This is a genomic window from Methylosinus sp. is20ea (assembly GCF_059718135.1).
Map to the genome: position 1 here is coordinate 338,656 of NZ_AP046088.1, position 18,798 is coordinate 357,453.

17 protein-coding genes are annotated in these 18,798 nt (G+C 65.2%); 10 read left to right on the forward strand and 7 right to left on the reverse strand.

What is annotated here, in order from left to right; translation table 11 throughout:
• Window positions 1-44 precede the first annotated feature (44 nt).
• Both AC6IY7_RS01680 and AC6IY7_RS01685 read left to right on the forward strand, forming a co-directional pair.
• Window positions 45-296: a FitA-like ribbon-helix-helix domain-containing protein gene (locus AC6IY7_RS01680; RefSeq protein ID WP_497781273.1), complete on the forward strand. Its 252-nt coding sequence runs from the start codon at window positions 45-47 to the stop codon at window positions 294-296.
• Window positions 293-712 (forward strand): PIN domain-containing protein, encoded by a 420-nt coding sequence (locus AC6IY7_RS01685; RefSeq protein WP_497781275.1) that lies wholly within the window; start codon window positions 293-295, stop codon window positions 710-712. The genes AC6IY7_RS01680 and AC6IY7_RS01685 overlap by 4 nt, the downstream gene beginning before the upstream one ends.
• 62 nt (window positions 713-774) lie before the next feature.
• Here AC6IY7_RS01685 and AC6IY7_RS01690 read toward each other — a convergent pair whose 3' ends face one another.
• Window positions 775-3,915: an autotransporter family protein gene (locus AC6IY7_RS01690; protein WP_497781277.1), complete on the reverse strand. Its 3,141-nt coding sequence runs from the start codon at window positions 3,913-3,915 to the stop codon at window positions 775-777.
• 141 nt (window positions 3,916-4,056) lie between these two features.
• Here AC6IY7_RS01690 and AC6IY7_RS01695 point away from each other — a divergent pair, with 141 nt between their 5' ends.
• From AC6IY7_RS01695 to AC6IY7_RS01705, 3 genes are read left to right on the forward strand one after another with little or no spacing between them, the layout of a single operon-like run.
• Window positions 4,057-4,680 (forward strand): DUF938 domain-containing protein, encoded by a 624-nt coding sequence (locus AC6IY7_RS01695; RefSeq protein WP_497781278.1) that lies wholly within the window; start codon window positions 4,057-4,059, stop codon window positions 4,678-4,680.
• A 6-nt stretch (window positions 4,681-4,686) separates the two neighbouring features.
• Window positions 4,687-5,238: a Uma2 family endonuclease gene (locus AC6IY7_RS01700; protein WP_497781280.1), complete on the forward strand. Its 552-nt coding sequence runs from the start codon at window positions 4,687-4,689 to the stop codon at window positions 5,236-5,238.
• Window positions 5,235-5,966, forward strand: a complete 732-nt coding sequence (locus tag AC6IY7_RS01705) for an SDR family NAD(P)-dependent oxidoreductase (RefSeq protein WP_497781281.1) — start codon at window positions 5,235-5,237, stop codon at window positions 5,964-5,966. Before AC6IY7_RS01700 ends, AC6IY7_RS01705 begins: the two co-directional genes overlap by 4 nt.
• 36 nt (window positions 5,967-6,002) lie before the next feature.
• Here the strand turns inward: AC6IY7_RS01705 and AC6IY7_RS01710 are convergent, their stop codons facing one another.
• Complete coding sequence (locus AC6IY7_RS01710; protein WP_497781282.1) at window positions 6,003-6,563, reverse strand: DUF992 domain-containing protein; 561 nt, start codon at window positions 6,561-6,563, stop codon at window positions 6,003-6,005.
• Between the two features lie 274 nt (window positions 6,564-6,837).
• Here AC6IY7_RS01710 and AC6IY7_RS01715 point away from each other — a divergent pair, with 274 nt between their 5' ends.
• Window positions 6,838-7,641 (forward strand): EcsC family protein, encoded by an 804-nt coding sequence (locus AC6IY7_RS01715; protein ID WP_497781283.1) that lies wholly within the window; start codon window positions 6,838-6,840, stop codon window positions 7,639-7,641.
• Window positions 7,642-7,713: 72 nt separating this feature from the next.
• Here the strand turns inward: AC6IY7_RS01715 and AC6IY7_RS01720 are convergent, their stop codons facing one another.
• Window positions 7,714-8,928, reverse strand: a complete 1,215-nt coding sequence (locus AC6IY7_RS01720; protein ID WP_497781284.1) for an alginate O-acetyltransferase AlgX-related protein — start codon at window positions 8,926-8,928, stop codon at window positions 7,714-7,716.
• 3 nt (window positions 8,929-8,931) lie between these two features.
• The gene (locus tag AC6IY7_RS01725; RefSeq protein ID WP_497781285.1) at window positions 8,932-10,359 is read right to left on the reverse strand and encodes an MBOAT family O-acyltransferase; all 1,428 of its coding nucleotides are present in this window, start codon (window positions 10,357-10,359) and stop codon (window positions 8,932-8,934) included.
• A 325-nt stretch (window positions 10,360-10,684) separates the two neighbouring features.
• On the opposite strand from AC6IY7_RS01725, the gene AC6IY7_RS01730 reads away from it, so the two are divergent.
• On the forward strand, window positions 10,685-12,100 hold the full coding sequence (locus tag AC6IY7_RS01730; RefSeq protein ID WP_497781286.1) for a hypothetical protein: 1,416 nt from the start codon (window positions 10,685-10,687) through the stop codon (window positions 12,098-12,100).
• A 233-nt stretch (window positions 12,101-12,333) separates the two neighbouring features.
• Here the strand turns inward: AC6IY7_RS01730 and AC6IY7_RS01735 are convergent, their stop codons facing one another.
• Window positions 12,334-12,555 carry a DUF1192 family protein gene (locus AC6IY7_RS01735; RefSeq protein WP_497781287.1) on the reverse strand — a complete coding sequence of 74 codons (222 nt, stop codon included), beginning with the start codon at window positions 12,553-12,555 and terminating at the stop codon, window positions 12,334-12,336.
• 296 nt (window positions 12,556-12,851) lie between these two features.
• Between AC6IY7_RS01735 and ppdK the strand changes: the two genes are divergently transcribed.
• On the forward strand, window positions 12,852-15,533 hold the full coding sequence (gene ppdK, locus AC6IY7_RS01740; RefSeq protein ID WP_497781288.1) for a pyruvate, phosphate dikinase: 2,682 nt from the start codon (window positions 12,852-12,854) through the stop codon (window positions 15,531-15,533).
• 104 nt (window positions 15,534-15,637) lie between these two features.
• Here the strand turns inward: ppdK and AC6IY7_RS01745 are convergent, their stop codons facing one another.
• Entirely contained in the window at window positions 15,638-16,078 is a 441-nt protein-coding gene (locus AC6IY7_RS01745) for a hypothetical protein (RefSeq protein WP_497781289.1), read from the reverse strand.
• A gap of 230 nt (window positions 16,079-16,308) precedes the next feature.
• On the opposite strand from AC6IY7_RS01745, the gene AC6IY7_RS01750 reads away from it, so the two are divergent.
• Both AC6IY7_RS01750 and AC6IY7_RS01755 read left to right on the forward strand, forming a co-directional pair.
• Window positions 16,309-16,728, forward strand: a complete 420-nt coding sequence (locus AC6IY7_RS01750; RefSeq protein WP_497781290.1) for a secondary thiamine-phosphate synthase enzyme YjbQ — start codon at window positions 16,309-16,311, stop codon at window positions 16,726-16,728.
• Window positions 16,729-16,880: 152 nt separating this feature from the next.
• Window positions 16,881-17,966, forward strand: coding sequence for a cell wall hydrolase (locus AC6IY7_RS01755; protein ID WP_497781291.1), 1,086 nt, complete (start codon window positions 16,881-16,883; stop codon window positions 17,964-17,966).
• A 147-nt stretch (window positions 17,967-18,113) separates the two neighbouring features.
• Here the strand turns inward: AC6IY7_RS01755 and AC6IY7_RS01760 are convergent, their stop codons facing one another.
• The gene (locus AC6IY7_RS01760; protein WP_497781292.1) at window positions 18,114-18,797 is read right to left on the reverse strand and encodes a hypothetical protein; all 684 of its coding nucleotides are present in this window, start codon (window positions 18,795-18,797) and stop codon (window positions 18,114-18,116) included.
• Window position 18,798: the final 1 nt, after the last annotated feature.

Genomic DNA, 18,798 nt, shown 5'->3' on the forward strand with positions numbered 1-18,798 from the left:
GCGGGCCGCGCTATGATATCGTTGATATCATCGGAGCATTCCGCATGGCTCAGTTGCTCGTACGCAATCTCGCCGACGACGTGAAGCAAAAGCTTCGGCGCCGCGCGGCGGAGCATGGGCGCAGCATGGAGGAAGAGGCGCGCCGCATCATAGAGGCGGCAGTCGGCGGCCAAGGGGCCGAAGACTATGGATGGGCCTCTCGCCTCTCCGCGCAATTCTCCGAATTCGGCTTCTCCGATGACGAGGCGACCGCTTTGGAGCTCCGCGGAGCGGCGCGGCCGGCCGAATTCGAGTGATCCTGCTCGACACGAATGTCGTCTCCGAGCTCGTGAAAGCGAGACCTCATCCATCGGTCCTGGCGTGGCTCGATCGCCATCCTCTCTCTTCGGTCTGGATATCCTCGATTTCGGTGATGGAGTTGCATTTCGGCTCGGAGCTTCTCGACCCGAGCAGAAAGAAGGCGGAACTCTCCGCTGCGCTCGCCCGGCTGGCGGAAACGACATTCGGCGACCGCATAGCGCCTTTCGACGCGAGGGCGGCGGAAGCGGCCGGACGGCTCGCAGCCTCACGCCGCCGCAGCGGAACGACGGTGGACCACCGCGACACGCAGATCGCCGGCATTGCTCTCGCCCATCGCGCGCGGCTCGTGACACGCAATCTGCGCGATTTCGCCGATCTCGATGTCGAGGCGACGAATCCTTGGAATGAGTGAGACGCGGGCGTCCGCGCGAACGAAACGCCGCTCCCGACAAACTCGGGAGCGGCGCGCTCGCCTCACCAGCTGTATTTCAGACCGCCCTTGCCGCCATAGCTGCGCGTCAGATCCGAAAACTCGCCCTGGAAATCCACGAAGAGCGCGAGGCGATCCTCGAGATGGAGCTGCACGCCGGCCTTGATCTGCGCGAGATTGGAGGCTTCGCGCGGGCCGAAGACGGTGAAGCTCGCCCCCGGCAGCGCCACCAGCGCATTGGTCATGCGCCGCTGCGGGAAGAACTCGTGCACCCAGGCGACGCTGCCCGTCGGCGCCACCCGCCAGCCATTGTCGAGGCGGAAGCCGTTGGAGAAGCGCAGGCCGAGAAATGTCGGCAGCGCGGTCGTCGACTGGCCCTTGTTCGTCAGCGCCAGCGGGCTCGCGGGATTGAGGCCCTTCTCGGTGAAGGCGTCGGATTCGTAGAAGGCGACTTCCGCCGCCGCGAAGGGCGTCAGCTTCACGGCGCCGATGTCATAGCCATGGCCGATCTCGCCGCGCGTGCGATATTCGCGCGAAGAGAAATCCGCGGTGAGCTTGTCATAGGGCAGGAAGCCGAAGCCGCCGGCCGTGCGCGTCGTCGAATTCTGGAAGACGCTGAAAGTCTCGCTCAATTCGACATAGGAGCGGCCGAAGCGACGGCTCGTATAGAGGCCGCCGTGGAAAGCGGTGATTTCGCCGCTGCTCTGCTGCGACGCGACAGAGAAATTCGACGAGCTGCCGCCCGCCGCGACGCCGAGGAGCCAATCGGGATCGATCTGATAATCGAGGCCGATGATCCCGCCGTAATAATTGGCTTTGGCGGACGGCGAGCCGAGACCGGCGTCGGACGAGATATCGACGGCGCCGCCGAAGAAGGAGCCCCAGGCGCGCCATGTGCGGGTGAAGACCGGCGGGCTCTTCACGACGATCGGCCCTTTGCGCGATTCGAGCCGCGTGTAGTTGAGCGCGCCGGCGACGCTCTCGCGCGAGGTGATTCCGGTGACGTCGCTGGTCTCGCCGGAGCGCCAGAAGGCGGCCTGATCGGAGATCGTCGAGCTCGCCAATGCGCCGATATGGATCGCCGTCGATTGCGCGCCCGCGAGGCCGGCGCCGCTCAGCGTATCGAAGCTCGATTGCGCGCCCTGCGCCGTCTGCAGATAGAGCGTGTTGAAGAGGCTCGCGCCCGCTGCGCCATAGGGGCCCTTGCTCGCCGCCGTCAGCGCATTGGCGACAGCGCGCTGATTGGCGTTGGCCGCCACCGCGCCGAAGGCGAGATCATTGCGGTTCAAGCTCAGATAGACATTGTTCGCGTCATAGCCGAGCCAGGGCGTCAGAAACGCCAGATTGGTCGAGGCGCCGGAGAAGCTCCCCGACACGCCGCCCTGGGCGTTGAGGATCGTATAGGAGGTGCTCGGCAGATAGAGGCCGGAGCCGGCGAGAACGCTCACCGAGCCATTGAGCGACGCCGCTCCCGTGACATTGGTCCGATCCGCGACGAAAGGCGTCGCGCGCACCGAATAGATCGAGCCGGGCTGGAAGGCGAGCGCGCCCTTGACGGTCAATGTCCCGATCGTGTCCGCAGCGCCGGGCGCGAGCGTTCCGCCCGAATTCACCGTCACATTGCCGACCGTTCCGGCGCCGGCGAGCGCGCCGCCGGAATTCACTGTGCTCGCCGAGACGATCGAGCCCGCGATCTCGAGCGTGCCGCCATTGACGATGGTCGGGCCGGTGTAAGTGTCCGTTCCGGTGAGCGTCAGCCGGCCCGTGCCGTTCAGCGTGAGGCCGCCCGAGCCGGAAATGTCGTTGTTCCAGGAGTCCTTCGCATTGAAGCCGCCCAGAGAGGCGTTCATCGCAATGGAGACCTGCGAGTTGAAGGCGCCATAGCCGTCCGCGGCGGCGAAGAGATTGAGCCGCGCATAGCCCGAGCCGTCGTCGAGCGGCTGGCCGGAGGCGAGCTCCGTCGTCGCCAGCACGTCGCGAAGCTGCGCCGTCGTGAGATAGGGAAAGCGGCTCGCGATCAGGACTTCGGCGCCGACGGGGACGACCGGCGCGAGATTGGTGGGGCCGACAGGCGCGAGACCATAGGTCAGCCAATAGGTGAAATTGGCCTTGTCCGTCGAAAGACTGCTGAAGCGATCCGTCGCCGATGTCGTCGCGCAGGCGGCGACCCCGCCGGAACATGTGCTCAGCAGCGTGCGAAGGTCGCTCTGCGCGGCGGTGAAAAGCGCAGGGAAATCGCTGGTCGTGGTGATGGTCCCGCCGAGCAGGCCGGGCACGGTCTGATTTTCGTATTTCGAACTGCCGTTCAATATCTGCACCAGATCATAATAGGTCTGGATGCGCGCGCCGATGACGTCGAGCGGATAATGCGCGCCGAGCACGATGCGGCTATTGCCGAATTCGGCGCCGCGGGTGATCAGCTGCTGAAAACGCTCGGGAACCATGATCGCCAGCAATAGGCTGGATGTGAAGCCATAGGTGGAATGGCCGCTGGGGAAGGAGGCGTTGCTCTTCAGCGTCGGGATGACGGCCGTGGCCGTATCGGTGCTGACGCCGAAATAGTCGTTGGCGACGAAAGTCTGAATCTGGCTCGGCGCGACCTGCGCCGGCCGGCTGTCGCCGACCGTATTGGCGTTGGCGGGCAGCGGATTATAGGCCTTGTCATAGACATTGAACTGGCCGCCCGCCGGCAGCGAGACGCCGACGGCCTGATGCGCCGGATTGCCATCCGTGCTGCCATTGGCGAAGAAATTCTTGGTGAAGGCGGAATCGCTCGCCGTGATCAGCGTGTTGATCTGGGTGAAGAGGCTGGAGAAATTCGTCGAGAGGCTGGTGGCGGTGAAATTCTGCGCAACGCTGTCCTTCGTCGCGAAAACCGCGAGAAGCTTGGAGCCGAGGCCGTCGGCTACCGTCATGCCGTTCTGCATGGAGCCGATGAGCGCCGCGATCGTGTTGTCGGAGACCGCCTGCGCGCGCACGGCCGCGGAGGAGTTATTGTTGATGGCGATCGCCGTGGCGAGATTCTGGTTCAGCACGGAGACGCCCGCCGGCGTGTTGCGGAGCAGGCTGAACCCCGACAACAGATTGGCGTTGTCGATATTCGTCGCGGTCTGCGCCCGAGCGCCCGCGGCCGAAAAGCCGACCGCGCCGACCAGCGCCATCGACGCGAAAAAGCGATTGTTCATGCCGGGGAGCTCCTTAAGCTCGACTATTCGTTTTTCGCAATTATTTCGGCGACATGTATGCTTGATGACGAAGCGGGCGTCGGCGCGCGGAATCGCGACGGCCTCTCTCTTGCTTGGACGCGGTTCGAGGACACAGACCGCATGACGCCCGAAGCCGACGACAAACGCCTCTACGCCCCCGCCGCCGCGCGCAATCGCGGGCCGATTCTCGACGTGCTGCGCGAGGAGCTGCCGGCGGAAGGGCTCGTGCTGGAGATCGCCAGCGGCACGGGCGAGCATTCCGCGCATTTCGCCACCAATCTGCCGAGCCTCGTCTTCCAGCCCACGGACCGCGACGAAAGAGCGCGGGAGAGCGTCGCCGCCTGGGTCGCGGCGATGGGCCTTCCCAATCTGCGCGCGCCGCTCGCGCTGGATGCGACGCAGCGGCCCTGGCCCGTCGCCAAGGCGGACGCCATTCTCTGCATCAACATGGTCCATATCTCGCCTTGGGAGTCGACGGAGAGCCTCTTCGCCACCGCCGCGGCGATGCTGCCGGAGGGCGCGCCGGTCTGCCTCTACGGCCCCTATAAGCGCGGCGGCGTCCATACCGCGCCCAGCAACGAAGAGTTCGACGCGAGCCTGCGCGCCAACAATCCCGCCTGGGGCGTGCGCGACATAGAGACGGTCGTCGCCTGCGCGCAGAAGAACGGGTTTTCCGAGCCGCGCATCGTCGAGATGCCGGCCAATAATCTGACCCTCGTGTTTCGCCTGCGCCGTGCTAGATAGGCGCTCATGACAGCGCCCGCCCGCGAGCTCATGACGATACCGGAATTCCTCGCCTGGTCGGAGCGGCACGAGGAACGCCATTACGAGCTCGTCGATGGCGAGGTCGTCGCCATGCCGCGCGAGAAGCCGGAGCATGTGGCGACGAAGGGCAAGATCTGGCGCGCCGTCGCCGAAGCGCTGGCGCGCGCCGGGGCGCCCTGCGAGGCCTATGTCGGCGGCCTCGGCGTCGCGGTGGATGCGCATAATGTCTACGAGCCGGACATTCTGGTGAATTGCGGCGATCCCATCGCAACGGAAGAGATGCTCGCCCCTGCCCCCATCATCATCGTCGAGCTGCTCTGGCCCACCTCCGACACGATCGACAAGGAGGTGAAGCGGGCGGGCTATTTCCGTGTGGCGAGCCTCGCCCATTATCTCGTCGTCGATCTCGGCCGCCGCGCCGTGGCGCACCACAGCCGCAACGACGAGGCCGCCTTTCGACAAGAGACCGTGACCGAAGGATCGATCCGGCTCGACCCGCCGGGACTCGATCTCGCGCTCGAGGATATTTTCGCATGACAACACTCGAAGGCCGTGTCGCTCTCGTCACAGGAGCCTCGCGCGGCATAGGCCGGGCTCTCGCCGTCGCGCTCGCGCGCGAGGGCGCGCATGTCGTCGCGCTGGCGCGCGGGCAAGGCCCGCTCGAATTTCTCTATGACGAGATCGTCGGCTTCGGCGGCGAGGCGACGATCGTGCCGCTCGACGTCACCGAATTCGACAATCTCGATCGGCTCGGCGCCTGCATCCACGAACGCTGGAAGAAGCTCGACATTCTGGTCGGCAACGCCGGCCTGCTCGGTCCGCTCACGCCGCTCCCCCATGTCGATCCGCCGCAATGGAGCCGTCTCTTCGATGTGAATGTCACCGCCAATTGGCGGCTCATTCGCGCAATGGATGTGCTGCTGCGCTCCTCCGACGCCGGGCGGACGGTGTTCGTCACCTCCGGCGCTGCGCATCGCATCAAGCCCTATTGGGGCCCCTACGCCATCACCAAAGCGGCGCTGAACGCGCTCGGACGCACTTATGCGGTCGAGACGCAGACCACGAGCCAAGTGAAGGTGATGCTCGCCAATCCCGGCCCGCTGCGCACGCAGATGCGCGCCGCCGCAATGCCGGGCGAAGATCCGATGACGCTGCGCACGCCCGAGGAATTGGCGCCTAAGCTCGTCGCTCTGTGCCGGCCGGACTGGGCCGAGACCGGCAAGCTCTACGACTTTCCGACCGACAGCGTCATCGATTTCGCGTGAGCGCCCAAAGGGCGCCCACGCCGCTCCGCCTCACCCTCAGTGGTGATGATGGTGATGGTGATGGTGTCGATGGCAGAAACGTCCGTGATGACCGGCCGGCTCCGGCGCGTAACGCAGGCTCAGATGGCCGACGCCGGCCGACAGGATGAGGCCCGTATTCGCCTCGACCGAGATCGGCTGCAACGTCACAGTGTCATTGGAGCCGCCGACGAGCACCGAGCCGCCGCCGCCGACGCCGAGCGCGAAGGAGCCATGGGCGCCGATATAATCGCCGGCCAGAGCGCCGGGACCCGTGGCGCCGCTCGCCGCCACCACGCCCCAGGCGAGCTCGCCCGGGCCGCCGACGCCGATCACTGCGCCGACATTGGTGACGCTGCCGACATAATGGACCGGCGGCGCGCCGCTCTCATCCTCGAACAGGCAATCGACCGTCCGCTCCTCGACGATGATCGCGACCTTGTCGCCGGAGAGCTTGCACTCCAGCACGCCGGCCCGGCCATGCGCCGAGGCGGATACCGGCGCGAGCGCCGCCAGAAGCGCCGCGACGCCGACCGGCGCCGCCGCCATGCGAAACAGAGACTTCAGATAATTGGTCATAGCTACCTCCCAGTTGTCCACGCCCGCCCTCGAGGGGGACGCCGCGCGGCTTTCGAAAGCCCGTCTTGTGCTTCACCGGCACATAAGCGCCGCGCATGACGGATGAAAGTGCTCCGGCGCACAGGCTCGCGCTCGGCGAAGCCCCGCACTCGACAAGACCCGTGCTCGCCCTTGCGGCGCGGGCCCGTTCATCCGATCTTATCGGCCGGGGGAGAGCGATCGAAGAGGATGAACAAGCGTGTCGCAGGCACTTCCCGTCGCGATCGAGCGGTCCATGACGGAGGCCGACCGCGCCGCTCTGCGAGCGGCGGTCGAGATATTGGAGCGCGAGAGCTTCGCCGAGCGGCTCACCACGCTCGCCGGACGGCAGATCGGCTTCGCCGGGCGCATGATTCCGACAGCGCTGCAGGAGGTCGCCGCCAGCGCCGCCCGCCGGGGCCTGAAATCGGCGCTGCGCGTCGCAATATCGAGCCTCGACCGCGGCGCGCCGGCGCACGACGCGTCCCGTCTGCATCTGCGCCTCGCGGCGGCGAGCGGCGCGATCGGCGGCGCCGTCGGCCTCGCCAGCCTGCCGATCGAGCTGCCCGTCTCCACCGTCATCATGCTGCGCTCGATCGCCGACATCGCCCGCCGCGAGGGCGAGAACCTCGCCGATCCGGAGGCGACGATCGCCTGCCTGCAGGTCTTCGCGCTCGGCGGCCATGCGGAGGAAGGCAATATTCTCGAGGGCGGCTATCTCGCCATTCGCGGCCTGCTCGCCAAATCGGTGAGCGACGCGGCACGCTATGTGGCGGCGACCGCCGTCGCCGACGAGACGGCGCCGGTGCTCGTGCGACTGGTCGCGCTGCTCTCGACGCGCTTCGGCGTCATCGTCTCGCAAAAGGCGGCGGCGCAGGCGGCGCCCATCCTCGGGGCGTTCGGCGGCGCGGCGGTCAATGTCGCCTTCACGCGGCACTTCCAATCGCTGGCGCGCGGCCATTTCACCGTGCGGCGATTGGAGCGCGCCTATGGCCGCGACATCGTCTATCGCGAATATGCGCGAATGGCCGGACGCACGGAGACCGCCGGCTCCGCCTGATCGGCGCGGCGCGGCGAATAGCGAATAGCGAATAGTAAGAATCTCTACTCGCTACTCGCTACTCGCTACTCGCTATTTCGCCACTTCCGCCGGATGCAGCGCGCGCCAGAGATTTTCCACCTGGCTCAGCGTGCCGATATTGGCCTCGTTCTCCTCGAGCAAAATGGCGTCGGCCTCTTGCGCGCTGGCGCGCAGCTCGGCGAGATCGGCCGGCAGCCGCTCGCCATTGCCGGTCTCGCCGGGCGTCGTGTGATAGCGAACGAGGTCGAAATCATCATTGGCGAGCCGCATGGAGAACCAATAATCGATCTGCGGCGGGCAAGGCGCCTGCGCGAGAGAGACGATGATCTCGCGCACGAAGCTGCCGCCGAGCGCGAGCAGCTTGGGCGCGCGCTCGCATCGTGTCGTCTGCGGCGCGCGCAGAATGGTCGCGACCGGATAATGCGGATCGGGCCATAGAAGATTGAGCAGATCGAGCAGATCGCGATCCGTTCCCAAGGCGACATCGCTGCGACGCCAATCGAAATCGAACAGGCCGAGGCCCGCTTCTTCGCCGATGAGCCGCGCCGCCTCGCGCGTCGCCAGCGCCGCGCCGAGCAGATTCCAATGCGTGCCGCCGCGCGGGAAGAGATCTATGTCGAAATCCCGTTTGCGCGCCTCGAGCAGCGCCGGCGAATCCACGAAGCGAAGACCACGCGCCGCCAGCGCGGCGCGATAGGGCGCGAGCTTGTCGATGGTTCCGCGCGCGAGCGCCGGGCATTTCGCTCCCGCGGGGAAATATTGCGGATATTGCGACGCCTTGGACGGCGAGATCAGATAGGCGAAGCCTTTTCCGCGCGCATGGGCGGCGGCCTCGTTCTCGGCGACGCGCTGCGCCCAGCGTGAGAGCGTCGTCTCATTCGGCGCCGCGCCGCGCCGGCAGAATTCATCGATATAGAAACGCTCGAACAATTGCTCGCCGCGCCCGATGACGAGGCCGCCCGCGCCGGAAGCGCCGAACAGCGAATAGAGCAGTTGATTGCGCGCACGCACGGCGAAGGGAAACATCGGTAGAGATTGCGCGAGATTGTCGGAAAAGCTCTTCTGCGTCTCGCCGGAGAGGATTTTGTCGAGCGACACCTCTGTGGCCGCCGGCCGCGCGACGCCGGCGAGCGGATCGGCGCTGCGCAGCCGCCACTTGGGGTGATCGCGCTCGACGGCGTAATTCCACAGCGTCGCGAGAAAGAAAAACAAGACGCCGCCGGCGGCGGCGTAGATCGGCAAGCGATGCAGGAGCGTGCGACGCATCGTTTAGAACCGGAAATAGATGAAGGGCTTGAACGGATCGGCGAGACCCTTGCCCACCGCGCAGACGAAGAGCAACGCCAAAGCGCAATTCATCGCGAGAGCATGGCGCTGCGCGAGAAGGCTCCAAGACAGCCTGTCGCCGAACGAGAGATAGAGCCGCTGCGCGAGACAGATCGCCGCCGCTATCGCGAGGACGGTGAAATGATAGGCCGGAATGGCGACAGGCTCGACGCCGGACGCGAAGGGCTGCGCCATTGCGGCGTAGAATACGCCCGCCTGCTGCAGGGAAGACGCTCGAAAAACGGTCCAGCCGATCGTCACGACGAAGAAGGTGAGGAGATTGGCGACGAAGACCGGACGGCGCTTCAGCCAATCGACGAGGAACAAACGATCGAGCACGAGGAAGAGGCCATTATAGGCGCCCCAGGCGACATAGGTCCAAGCCGCGCCGTGCCACAGGCCCGAGGCGAGGAAGCAGAGCCAGAGATTGACCTGCATGCGCAATTCGCCACGCCGATTGCCGCCGAGCGGAATATAGAGATAGTCGCGAATCCAGGAGGTCAGCGACATGTGCCAGCGGCGCCAGAATTCGCTGACGCTCGCCGCCACATAGGGCATGTCGAAATTCTCCTGTAGCCGAAAGCCGAACATACGCGCGAGGCCGATCGCCATGTCGGAATAGCCGGAGAAATCGAAATAGATCTGAAAGGTGAAGAACAGCACGCCCGCCCATGCGTCGAGAAAGTCGAGATGCACGGCGTCTTGCGAGAAGACGAGATCGGCGCCGCCGGCGAGCGTGTCGGCGAGGAGGAGCTTCTTGCCGACGCCGAGCATGAAGCGCGAGAAGCCTAGGGCGAAATCCTCGCTCGTCGCATGGCGGAAACGCGCCAATTGCTCGGCGATGTCGTGATATTTCACGATCGGCCCGGCGAGCAGCTTGGGGAAGAAGAACACATAGAAAGCGTAGAGCGAGAGGCTCTGCGCCGGCTTGGTCACGCCGCGATGCACGTCGACGAGGAAGGTGATCTTCTCGAAGACGATGAAGGAGACGCCGATCGGCAGAGCGATCGAGGCGATGGCCAGCCCCGGCATGGTCAGCGCGCGCAGGACGACGTCGAGATTGGCGACGAGAAAGCCCGCATATTTGAAATAGACGAGCAGGCCGAGATTGGCCGCGACGCCGAGCGCGAGCCAGAGCTTGCGCGCTTTATCGTCCGGCGGAAGCGCGTCGATGCGGCGGGCGATGAAGACGTCGGTGAAAGCGGAGGCGAGCACCACGAAGACGAAGAGCGGCTCGCTCCAGGCGTAGAAGAGAAGGCTCGCCGCGAGCAAGACGCCGAGACGCGCGCCGCGATTGCCGCCGATGAGCAGATAGAGGCCATAGACCGCGGGGGCGAACAGGAACAGGAACAGCGGTTCGTAAAAGAGCATTCCGGCGTCCGCGGCCCTTTCCCTCGAAGAGGCCTGCGTCTTAGCAGAGCGGCCGAGCGTGGGCAAGAAAGCCCCTCGCGGGCTCTCAGGGCTCCGCATTCGGGTTAACGAGCAGACATGTTTCCAGCGTCACGGCCGCGCTTGTCACGGCTGTATAGGAGTTGTTAACCTGGATTCGCAGCCCTGCGCGGGCTCTTCCGCCGCTGGACGCGCCGCCGCTCTCACAATATCATGCGCTCGCATCTCTCGTTTTTTTTCGCACATCGCTTTTCGAGAGCGTCGCGCCGCGACTGTCCGCGAAGGGCGACCATCAGGATATTCTGAAATGAAACGCTCAGCTCTCGTTCTCGTCGTCGCGCCGCTCCTCTACACATCGGCCATCGCCAAAGAACCGGAATATGAAACCGCGCCCGCCGCCGCGGCCGGCGCTTGTCCGCCGCCCGGCTGGCAGGAGAATTTGGGCGATTTTCAAAAGCCGAACGCCGCCTTTCCGACGCAGGACACGGCCTCGGTCCCGACGCCCGACTGCAATTTCCACGAATGGTCCTTCGAGGCCTATGTCTGGGCGACGGCGCTGGACGCGAATGGAACGCCGCGCTTCCTGACGCTGCCGACGCCCGACGATCTGCTCTCGACCAATGCGAAAGCCGCCGAGATCGGCCCGCGCACGCTAAAGCTCGCGGCGCGCTCGCTGATGCCGCATGGCTCGGCCGGCTATACGGAGGGCGCCGGCGCCATCGTCGAGGCCGACGGCAATGTGCTCGTCGGACCTAATGGCTATCCCGTTCTGGCGTCGGTTCACATGAACCAATCCTATTTCGCGACCGCGAAGAAGAATCTGATCGTCACCAATGGCTATGCGACGCAGCCGCAGGATTCCTCCTTCCAGACCGGCGCCGCCGTGTTCAAGGCGACATGGCTGCGGCTCGCGCCGGGCGAGAAGCCGCCGGCCGGCGCCTATGTGACGGAAGCCGAGGTTCCGGTGCTGACTGTGCTGCGCACCAAGACGTCGATCGCCATCCTGCCGGTCGCCGGGCAATTCGTGAAGGCGCAGGTCGCTCTCGTCGGACTGCATGTCGTCGGCAGCACGGTGAACCACCCGGAATTCCTCTGGGCGACATTCGAGCACAAGCGCAACGCGCCCGCCGTCGCCGACAACACATTCTCGCCCTCGCCGACGGCGAAGAATCCCAACGCTTTCACTTTCTATGCGGCGAACACGCCCTTTTCGACGGTGAATAGCGCCAATGTTCCGCCGGCTCTGACCTTCGACCTCCGCACACAGCGTTTCGCGCCGGTCAATAATGTCGTGCTGGAGAATCGCACCGGCGGCGAGAACCAGACGGGAGGACAGGCCAATGTGCTGTCGGTGAACGCCTCCGGCCAGACTTTCCTCGCCGGCGAGCCGGCCCCGCAGTCGCTCTTCGCCAATTACAATCTCGGCGGCACGGTCTGGATGGCGCCCAAGAGCTATAATCTGAACAGCAATCAGACCAATGCGGTGGGCTCGGTCAATCTCGCCAATACGACGGCGGAGACTTTCGTCCAGGAGGCGCGCAATCAGCCGATCGCAAATGTGCAGAATTGTTTCACCTGCCACAATCCGACATCCTACTCCTTCCAGCAGAGCCCGCCTCCGCTGGCGAACCGCCTCATCGCGCTCAGCCATGTGCTGGCCTATGGCTCGCCCTACGCCGTGCCGAACCTCATCACCGGCCGCGTGACATCGAACTTGCGCTGAGGTTTCGGGCGCAGGATCGCTCGAGCCGAAAGGGCGTCGTCATTCCCGGCAGGCCGATGGCCTGACCGGGAATCCAGAGCAAGCGCTCACCTCACGAGGCGCCGACGGCGCCGCGAATCGGAAACCGCGTCATACGGCTTCCGGCTGATTGGTTCATGCGGTATTCGCCGCCTGCCTTCGCCCCGCTCGCGGGGAGAGGGGGAACGCGCCGAACCATTCAGCCGGAAATCATATCACTTCTTGAAAAAAGCGTCGGCGGCGGCGAGCGAGGCCGCTTTGGCGGCGCGCGCCTGCTCCAACCGCTCGATCTCGGCGCGCAGCAGCGCGATGCGGGCGTCGAATTCGGCGACGGAGAGCGCGTCCAGCGGCTGGCCGATCTCGTGGGAGACGGCCTCATGGGAGGCGATCTTGCCGATCCCCGGTCCGGCGCGCGGCTCGTCCTGGTCGTCGATCATGGGCGCCTTTCCCGGCCGTTCCTGTCGTGACCGCATTAGACCACGAAAGCGCGCCGCTCGCCATGCCCCGGAGCTCGCGTCCCTTTTCTATGCAGGCGGGAGCGCCGTTCACGGAATATTCGTCTCGGCCGACCTATTTTGTGACACAACGGGACCATTCGCCGGCCGGTCCCGGCGCCGCCCGTTGCGAGCGTGAGCTCGAATATGCGAAACTCGTAGCTCGCGACGCTGAGAAACATTCGGCCGGTCCGGTTCTTGTATGTTGCGCCGCAGCGAGGCGCCCGGAAAACGATGCTATGACCAAATGGGTCTATAATTTCGGCGGCGGCGCGGCCGAAGGCGCGGCCGTGATGAAGAACCTGCTCGGCGGCAAGGGAGCCAATCTCGCCGAAATGGCCGGGCTCGGCTTGCCGGTCCCCCCGGGCTTCACCATAACCACCGAGGTCTGCTCGCATTTCTACGCGAATGGCAAGACCTATCCGGCCGAGCTCGGCGCGCAGATCGACGCCGCGCTGGAGCGCCTCGGCAAGCTCGCCGGCCACAGCTTCGGCGAGGCGAAATGGCCGCTGCTCGTCTCCGTGCGCTCCGGCGCGCGCGCCTCCATGCCCGGCATGATGGACACGGTGCTGAACCTCGGCCTCAACGACGACACGGTCGGAGCGCTGGCGGCGATCGCCCGCAACGAGCGCTTCGCCTATGATTCCTACCGCCGTTTCATCGAAATGTATTCGACCGTGGTGCTCGGCCTCGGGCATCATGAATTCGAGGACGCGCTGGAGCATTACAAGGCGGAGAAAGGCCTCGTCCTCGACACCGACCTCTCGGCCGGCGATTGGCGCAATATGGTCGGCACATTCAAGACGATTGTCGAGAAAGCGACTTCCCGCCCCTTTCCGCAGGAGCCGCGCGAGCAATTATGGGGCGCGATCGGCGCGGTGTTCTCGTCCTGGATGAATCATCGCGCGCTCATCTACCGGCAGCTGCACAATATTCCCGAAGAATGGGGCACCGCCGTCAATGTGCAGGCCATGGTCTTCGGCAATATGGACGACAATTCCGCGACCGGCGTCGCCTTCACCCGCAATCCTTCGACCGGCCTGCGCGAGCTCTATGGCGAGTTTCTGATCAACGCCCAGGGCGAGGATGTCGTCGCCGGCATTCGCACGCCGCAGTCGATCACCGAGGCCGCGCGCCGCGCCGGCGGCTCCAGCCGGCCCTCGATGGAGGCCGCGCTGCCGGATGTGTTCGAGGAGTTCCGCCACGTTTCCGATCTGCTGGAGAGGCACTATCGCGACATGCAGGACATGGAGTTCACCGTCGAGCGCGGCAAGCTCTGGATGCTGCAGACGCGAACCGGCAAGCGCACAGCGCCCGCCGCGCTGAAAATCGCCGTGGATATGGCCAATGAAGGGCTGATCACGCGCGACGAGGCCATTTTGCGCATCGATCCGCTGTCGCTCGACCAATTGCTGCATCCGACCATCGACCCGGATGCGACGCCGATGATTCTCGCGACCGGCCTCCCCGCCTCGCCCGGCGCCGCGGTCGGCGAGATCGTCTTCGACGCCGAGGAAGCGGAGGCGCTCTCCGCCGCGGGGCGCAAAATCATTCTGGTGCGCGTCGAGACGAGCCCGGAGGACATAGGCGGCATGCATGTCGCCGAAGGCATATTGACGACGCGCGGCGGCATGACCTCCCACGCCGCCGTGGTGGCGCGCGGCATGGGCAAGCCCTGCGTCTCCGGCGTCGGCGCGATTCGCGTCAGCTATGAGGACCAGAGCTTCTCGATCGCCGGGCGGCGCTTCGCCAAGGGCGATCTCATCACCATCGACGGCTCCGCCGGCCGCGTCATCGCCGGCGCGGTGAAGATGCGCCAGCCCGAGCTCACCGGGGAATTCGCCGTGCTGATGGAATGGGCCGACAAAGCCCGCCGCATGCGCGTGCGCGCCAATGCCGAGACGCCCGCCGACGCCCGCGCCGCGCGCCGCTTCGGCGCCGAGGGCGTCGGCCTCGCCCGCACCGAGCATATGTTCTTCGAGGACGACCGCATCATCGCCGTGCGCGAGATGATCCTCGCCGACGATGTCGAGGGCCGCCGCGCCGCGCTCGCCAAGCTGCTGCCGATCCAGCGCGGCGATTTTCAGGAGCTGTTCGAGATCATGGCCGGCCTGCCGGTGACGATCCGCCTGCTCGACCCGCCGCTGCACGAATTCCTGCCGCACAGCGAAGCCGAGATCGCCGAGGTGGCGCTGGCAATGGGCGCGGACCCGGCCAAGCTGCGCCAGCGCGCCAAGGAGCTCTCCGAGTTCAACCCCATGCTCGGCTTTCGCGGCGTGCGCCTCGCCGTGGCCTTCCCCGAGATCGCCGAGATGCAGGCGCGCGCGATCTTCGAGGCGGCGATCGCCTCGACGATCGAGACCGGCGTTGCGGCTCTGATCGAGATCATGGTGCCGCTCGTCTTCTCCAAGGCCGAGCTCGATTTCGTCGCCGAGCGCATAAGGGCGATGGCGAAGGCGGTCGAAGCCGAGACCGGCCTTTCGCCCAAATATCAAATCGGCACGATGATCGAGCTGCCGCGCGCCTGCCTGCGCGCCGCCGAGATCGCCGAGACGGCGGAATTCTTCTCCTTCGGCACCAACGACCTCACCCAGACGGCGCTCGGCGTCTCGCGCGACGACGCCGGCTCTTTCCTCGGCGCCTATGCGCAAAAGGGCATATTGGCGGCCGATCCTTTCGTGACCATCGACCAGCAGGGCGTCGGCGAGCTGGTGCGCATCGCCGCCGAGCGCGCCCGCGCCACGCGCCCTTCGATCAAGCTCGGCATTTGCGGCGAGCATGGCGGCGATCCGGCCTCCATCGCTTTCTTCGAGAGCGTCGGGCTCGATTACGTGTCCTGCTCGCCCTATCGCGTGCCGATCGCCCGCCTCGCCGCCGCGCAAGCGGCGCTGGGCAAGGAGGCCGCAGCCGGGACGATGTGAGCCGCGTCGACGATTTTCAGCGCGCGAGTCGAACGGGGAGCGCAGCCGCACTTGCCAGTGATTCTCGCCGGCGATCGCGGCCCCGTTCTCGTGAGCTTCGCCTGTCAAGGCCGGGGACTGGATGAGACTGATGATCGCGAAGAACGGCGCGCTTCGAGAATGGCGAGCCGCTTTTCCACCCCTCTTATCGCCTTGACGACGCCGCCGAACGTCGACGCCTGGTCGGGCGGCTGGTTTTCATGGGCGGAAATCGTGTCGATCGCGCGGCGCAACGCCGACACCTCGGTCCGCAACTTCTCGAACGCCGCCGCGTCGATCGAGGCGGGCCCGTGCGCGTCGCTGCGCTCATAGCCGACCGTGCCGGTCACCTCGTCCTTTGCGAGAGCTTTATCCGCGATTTCCGCTGGCGGCTGCCAAATGAGAGGATCGGCGCTCGACGCCGTCCCGAGCGCGGGTTTTCGAGATTGCGGCGCGCCGAACCCTTGTTGCAACCCGAGGACGCCCCAAACGGCCACAAGGCCAAGCGTGGTGAAGAATCGCCACATAGGTCCCTCCTTGGAATGTAAACAATGTAAAAACTCAATGAACACAGGCTCGCGCGCGTTGATTAACGGTCCCCTAATAATTTGAACGATCCAGTCGCCGCTTCCGATAAATCATTGAACGAATACAGAACGACCGACCACGTCCATGTTTCGTCACCGGTGAACGAATCTCCGCCTGCCTGCGCCGCGCCACGCTGGACTTCGCCGCCCTTCGCCCGCACATTCCCCCCATGCGACAGGCGCTCCATCACTTCCATGTCGAGACCCGCGGCAAGGGTTTTTACGACGTCACCCGCGTCGTCTCCGCCTGGGCGCGCGGCGAGGGGCTGACGACCGGCCTGCTCACCCTCTTCTGCCGGCACACATCGGCCTCGCTGCTCATCCAGGAGAACGCCGATCCGGCCGTGCTACGCGACCTCGAGCGCGCCTTCTCCGGCCTCGCGCCCGAGGGCGATGGCCTCTATGAGCACGACACTGAAGGTCCGGACGACATGCCCGCCCATATCCGCACGGCGCTGACACAGACTCAGCTTTCCATTCCGCTGTCGCGCGGCGCGCTGGTTCTGGGAACATGGCAGGCGATCTATCTCTGCGAGCATCGCCACGGCGCGCAGACGCGCGAGCTCGTCGCCCATCTCCTCGGCGAGTAGCGCGCGAGGCTGATCCAAACCGGGACGCGCCAGGAGCGCCGCCTTAACAGACCCGCAAGCCTAATGCGCGATAAGTTTTCCCCGTAAGCTTTTCTGCGTTTGCGTGTGGTGTGTCGGCCACGCTCGAGCGAGTCGAGACGGGGCGTCAGCGTATGGGTCGTCGGTCGGGAGTGAGCTGGGCCATGGGCGTCATCGCGCCTTGGTGGCTGGGCGCTGGCCTGTTGGTGTCCTTCACCGCGGCGGCCGGACAGGACCCGTCGCAGGGCTGGAATATTCCGCCCCATCTCGCGCGCGTGCAGACGGCGCGCCTCGCCGTCGGCTCGCAGGAGGATGTTCACGCGCAGCCGGACGAACGCGAGCCGCATGCCGCGCTGAAGCCACACGCCGAGGCTTTCCCCGAGGTCGACCGCACCAAAAAGGGCGATCCGCTCATCGCCATGCGGCCCTCCTTCGACTCGCGGCGGAACGAAACCGAGACAGTCGAGGTCTCACTCGGCGCCGATGGCGAGACGACGACGATCTCCCTCGCCGGCCCGGAGGCCGCCGATCTCCCCGCCGATTCCGGCGGCGCGCCGACCACGCAGCGCGGCAATGGCCAGGCCTCGCCCACGCAGCGCGGCTCGGCGACGACGCAGCGCAATCTCGAGGCGATGCGCGAGCGCGCCGCCCATGGCGCCACCCCGCAGGTCGCGCGCGCCGCGGCGCTGGCCTCCTCGACGCCCGCGCAGCCCGACGCTGTGCCGATCGCCGTCGCCTCTTTCGCGCCCTCGCGCGCTCTGCAGGACACGAAGTCGCCGCCGAATTACGCCTCGCTCATCGATCCGGACAAGCTCGCGCGCGAGAAGCGTTGCCTCGCCGAGGCGGTCTATTTCGAATCGCGCAGCGAGCCGGAGGCGGGTCAGGCCGCGGTGGCGCAAGTGGTGCTGAATCGCGTGTCCTCGGGCCTCTATCCGACCAGCGTCTGCGGCGTCGTCTATCAGAACCGCAGCCATTACAAGGCCTGCCAATTCTCCTTCGCCTGCGAGGGCCGCAAGCTGCGCGTCACCGAGCCCGATTCCTGGGCGACCGCCCAGCGCGTCGCCGACGAGGTGATGAACGGCCACACCTATATTTCCGACGTCGGCCGCTCGACCCATTACCATGCGAATTATGTGAAACCGCGCTGGGCCAAGCAGCTGAAGAAGATGGACAAGATCGGCCATCATATCTTCTATCGGCTGCGGCCGGGGCAGACATGAGGTGTAGTGCGCCAAATCGAATCGCGCTCTGCGACAGATCGGATGGCATAGGGCGCGAGCTTCCAAGATGCGCCATGAGCCGACCTTCGCCCGATACCTCGAAGGCTACTTTCAGCTCAGCTCGCACGGCGCAGACTGTTACGAAAATCAAGAATTTCGCGACATGAACAATGGCCCATTGTCGCTTCTCAGGCGTAGGCGCCAATTTGGAGGCAACTGCATTTCTATCCACGCTTGCTGAAAAACACGCTGATTGGATTCAAGTGCACCCGGAGGAATGTGTGGCGTGTTTGCATCGAACACGATGACATCCCAAGGTTTTGGGTTTACGGTGTGTCTATTCTTCTGCACCAGGGTCAGTAACTCCGTCTTATAAGTGCGGCCATTATCGATCCTGTGTGAGTCGAGAATGGAGTCCATATTTTCTTGATCTGTCAAATCGATAAAAGCTGCTGCTGCACTGGAAACGCAGAGCAGTCGCAAACAAATAAAGCGTTCTTCTTTGAGCCGTTCTAGCGCAACCCTCATATCCGAGTGCAGATTTGTATCGAGGCCGCTATAGGTTGATTGACCAATTCCGACCTGTGACGAAATGACAACGATTCTATTATTGTTGAGGATGGTCGCCCCCCACCGTACAAAACTGCTCGCTGCGCCGCTAACAAATTTTGCAAATGGGCGGATTGGTTCTGCGACGCCGTTTTGCCACCAATCATCGTAAGATTCGCGCCGGTCGCTGGAAGCGTAAGAAGCCACGGCTTTCCGTTGTTCTTCAGTCAACGAGCCGAGAATACGAGGCGGGATGCCATTCAACGTTAGAAGTGCAGTCATG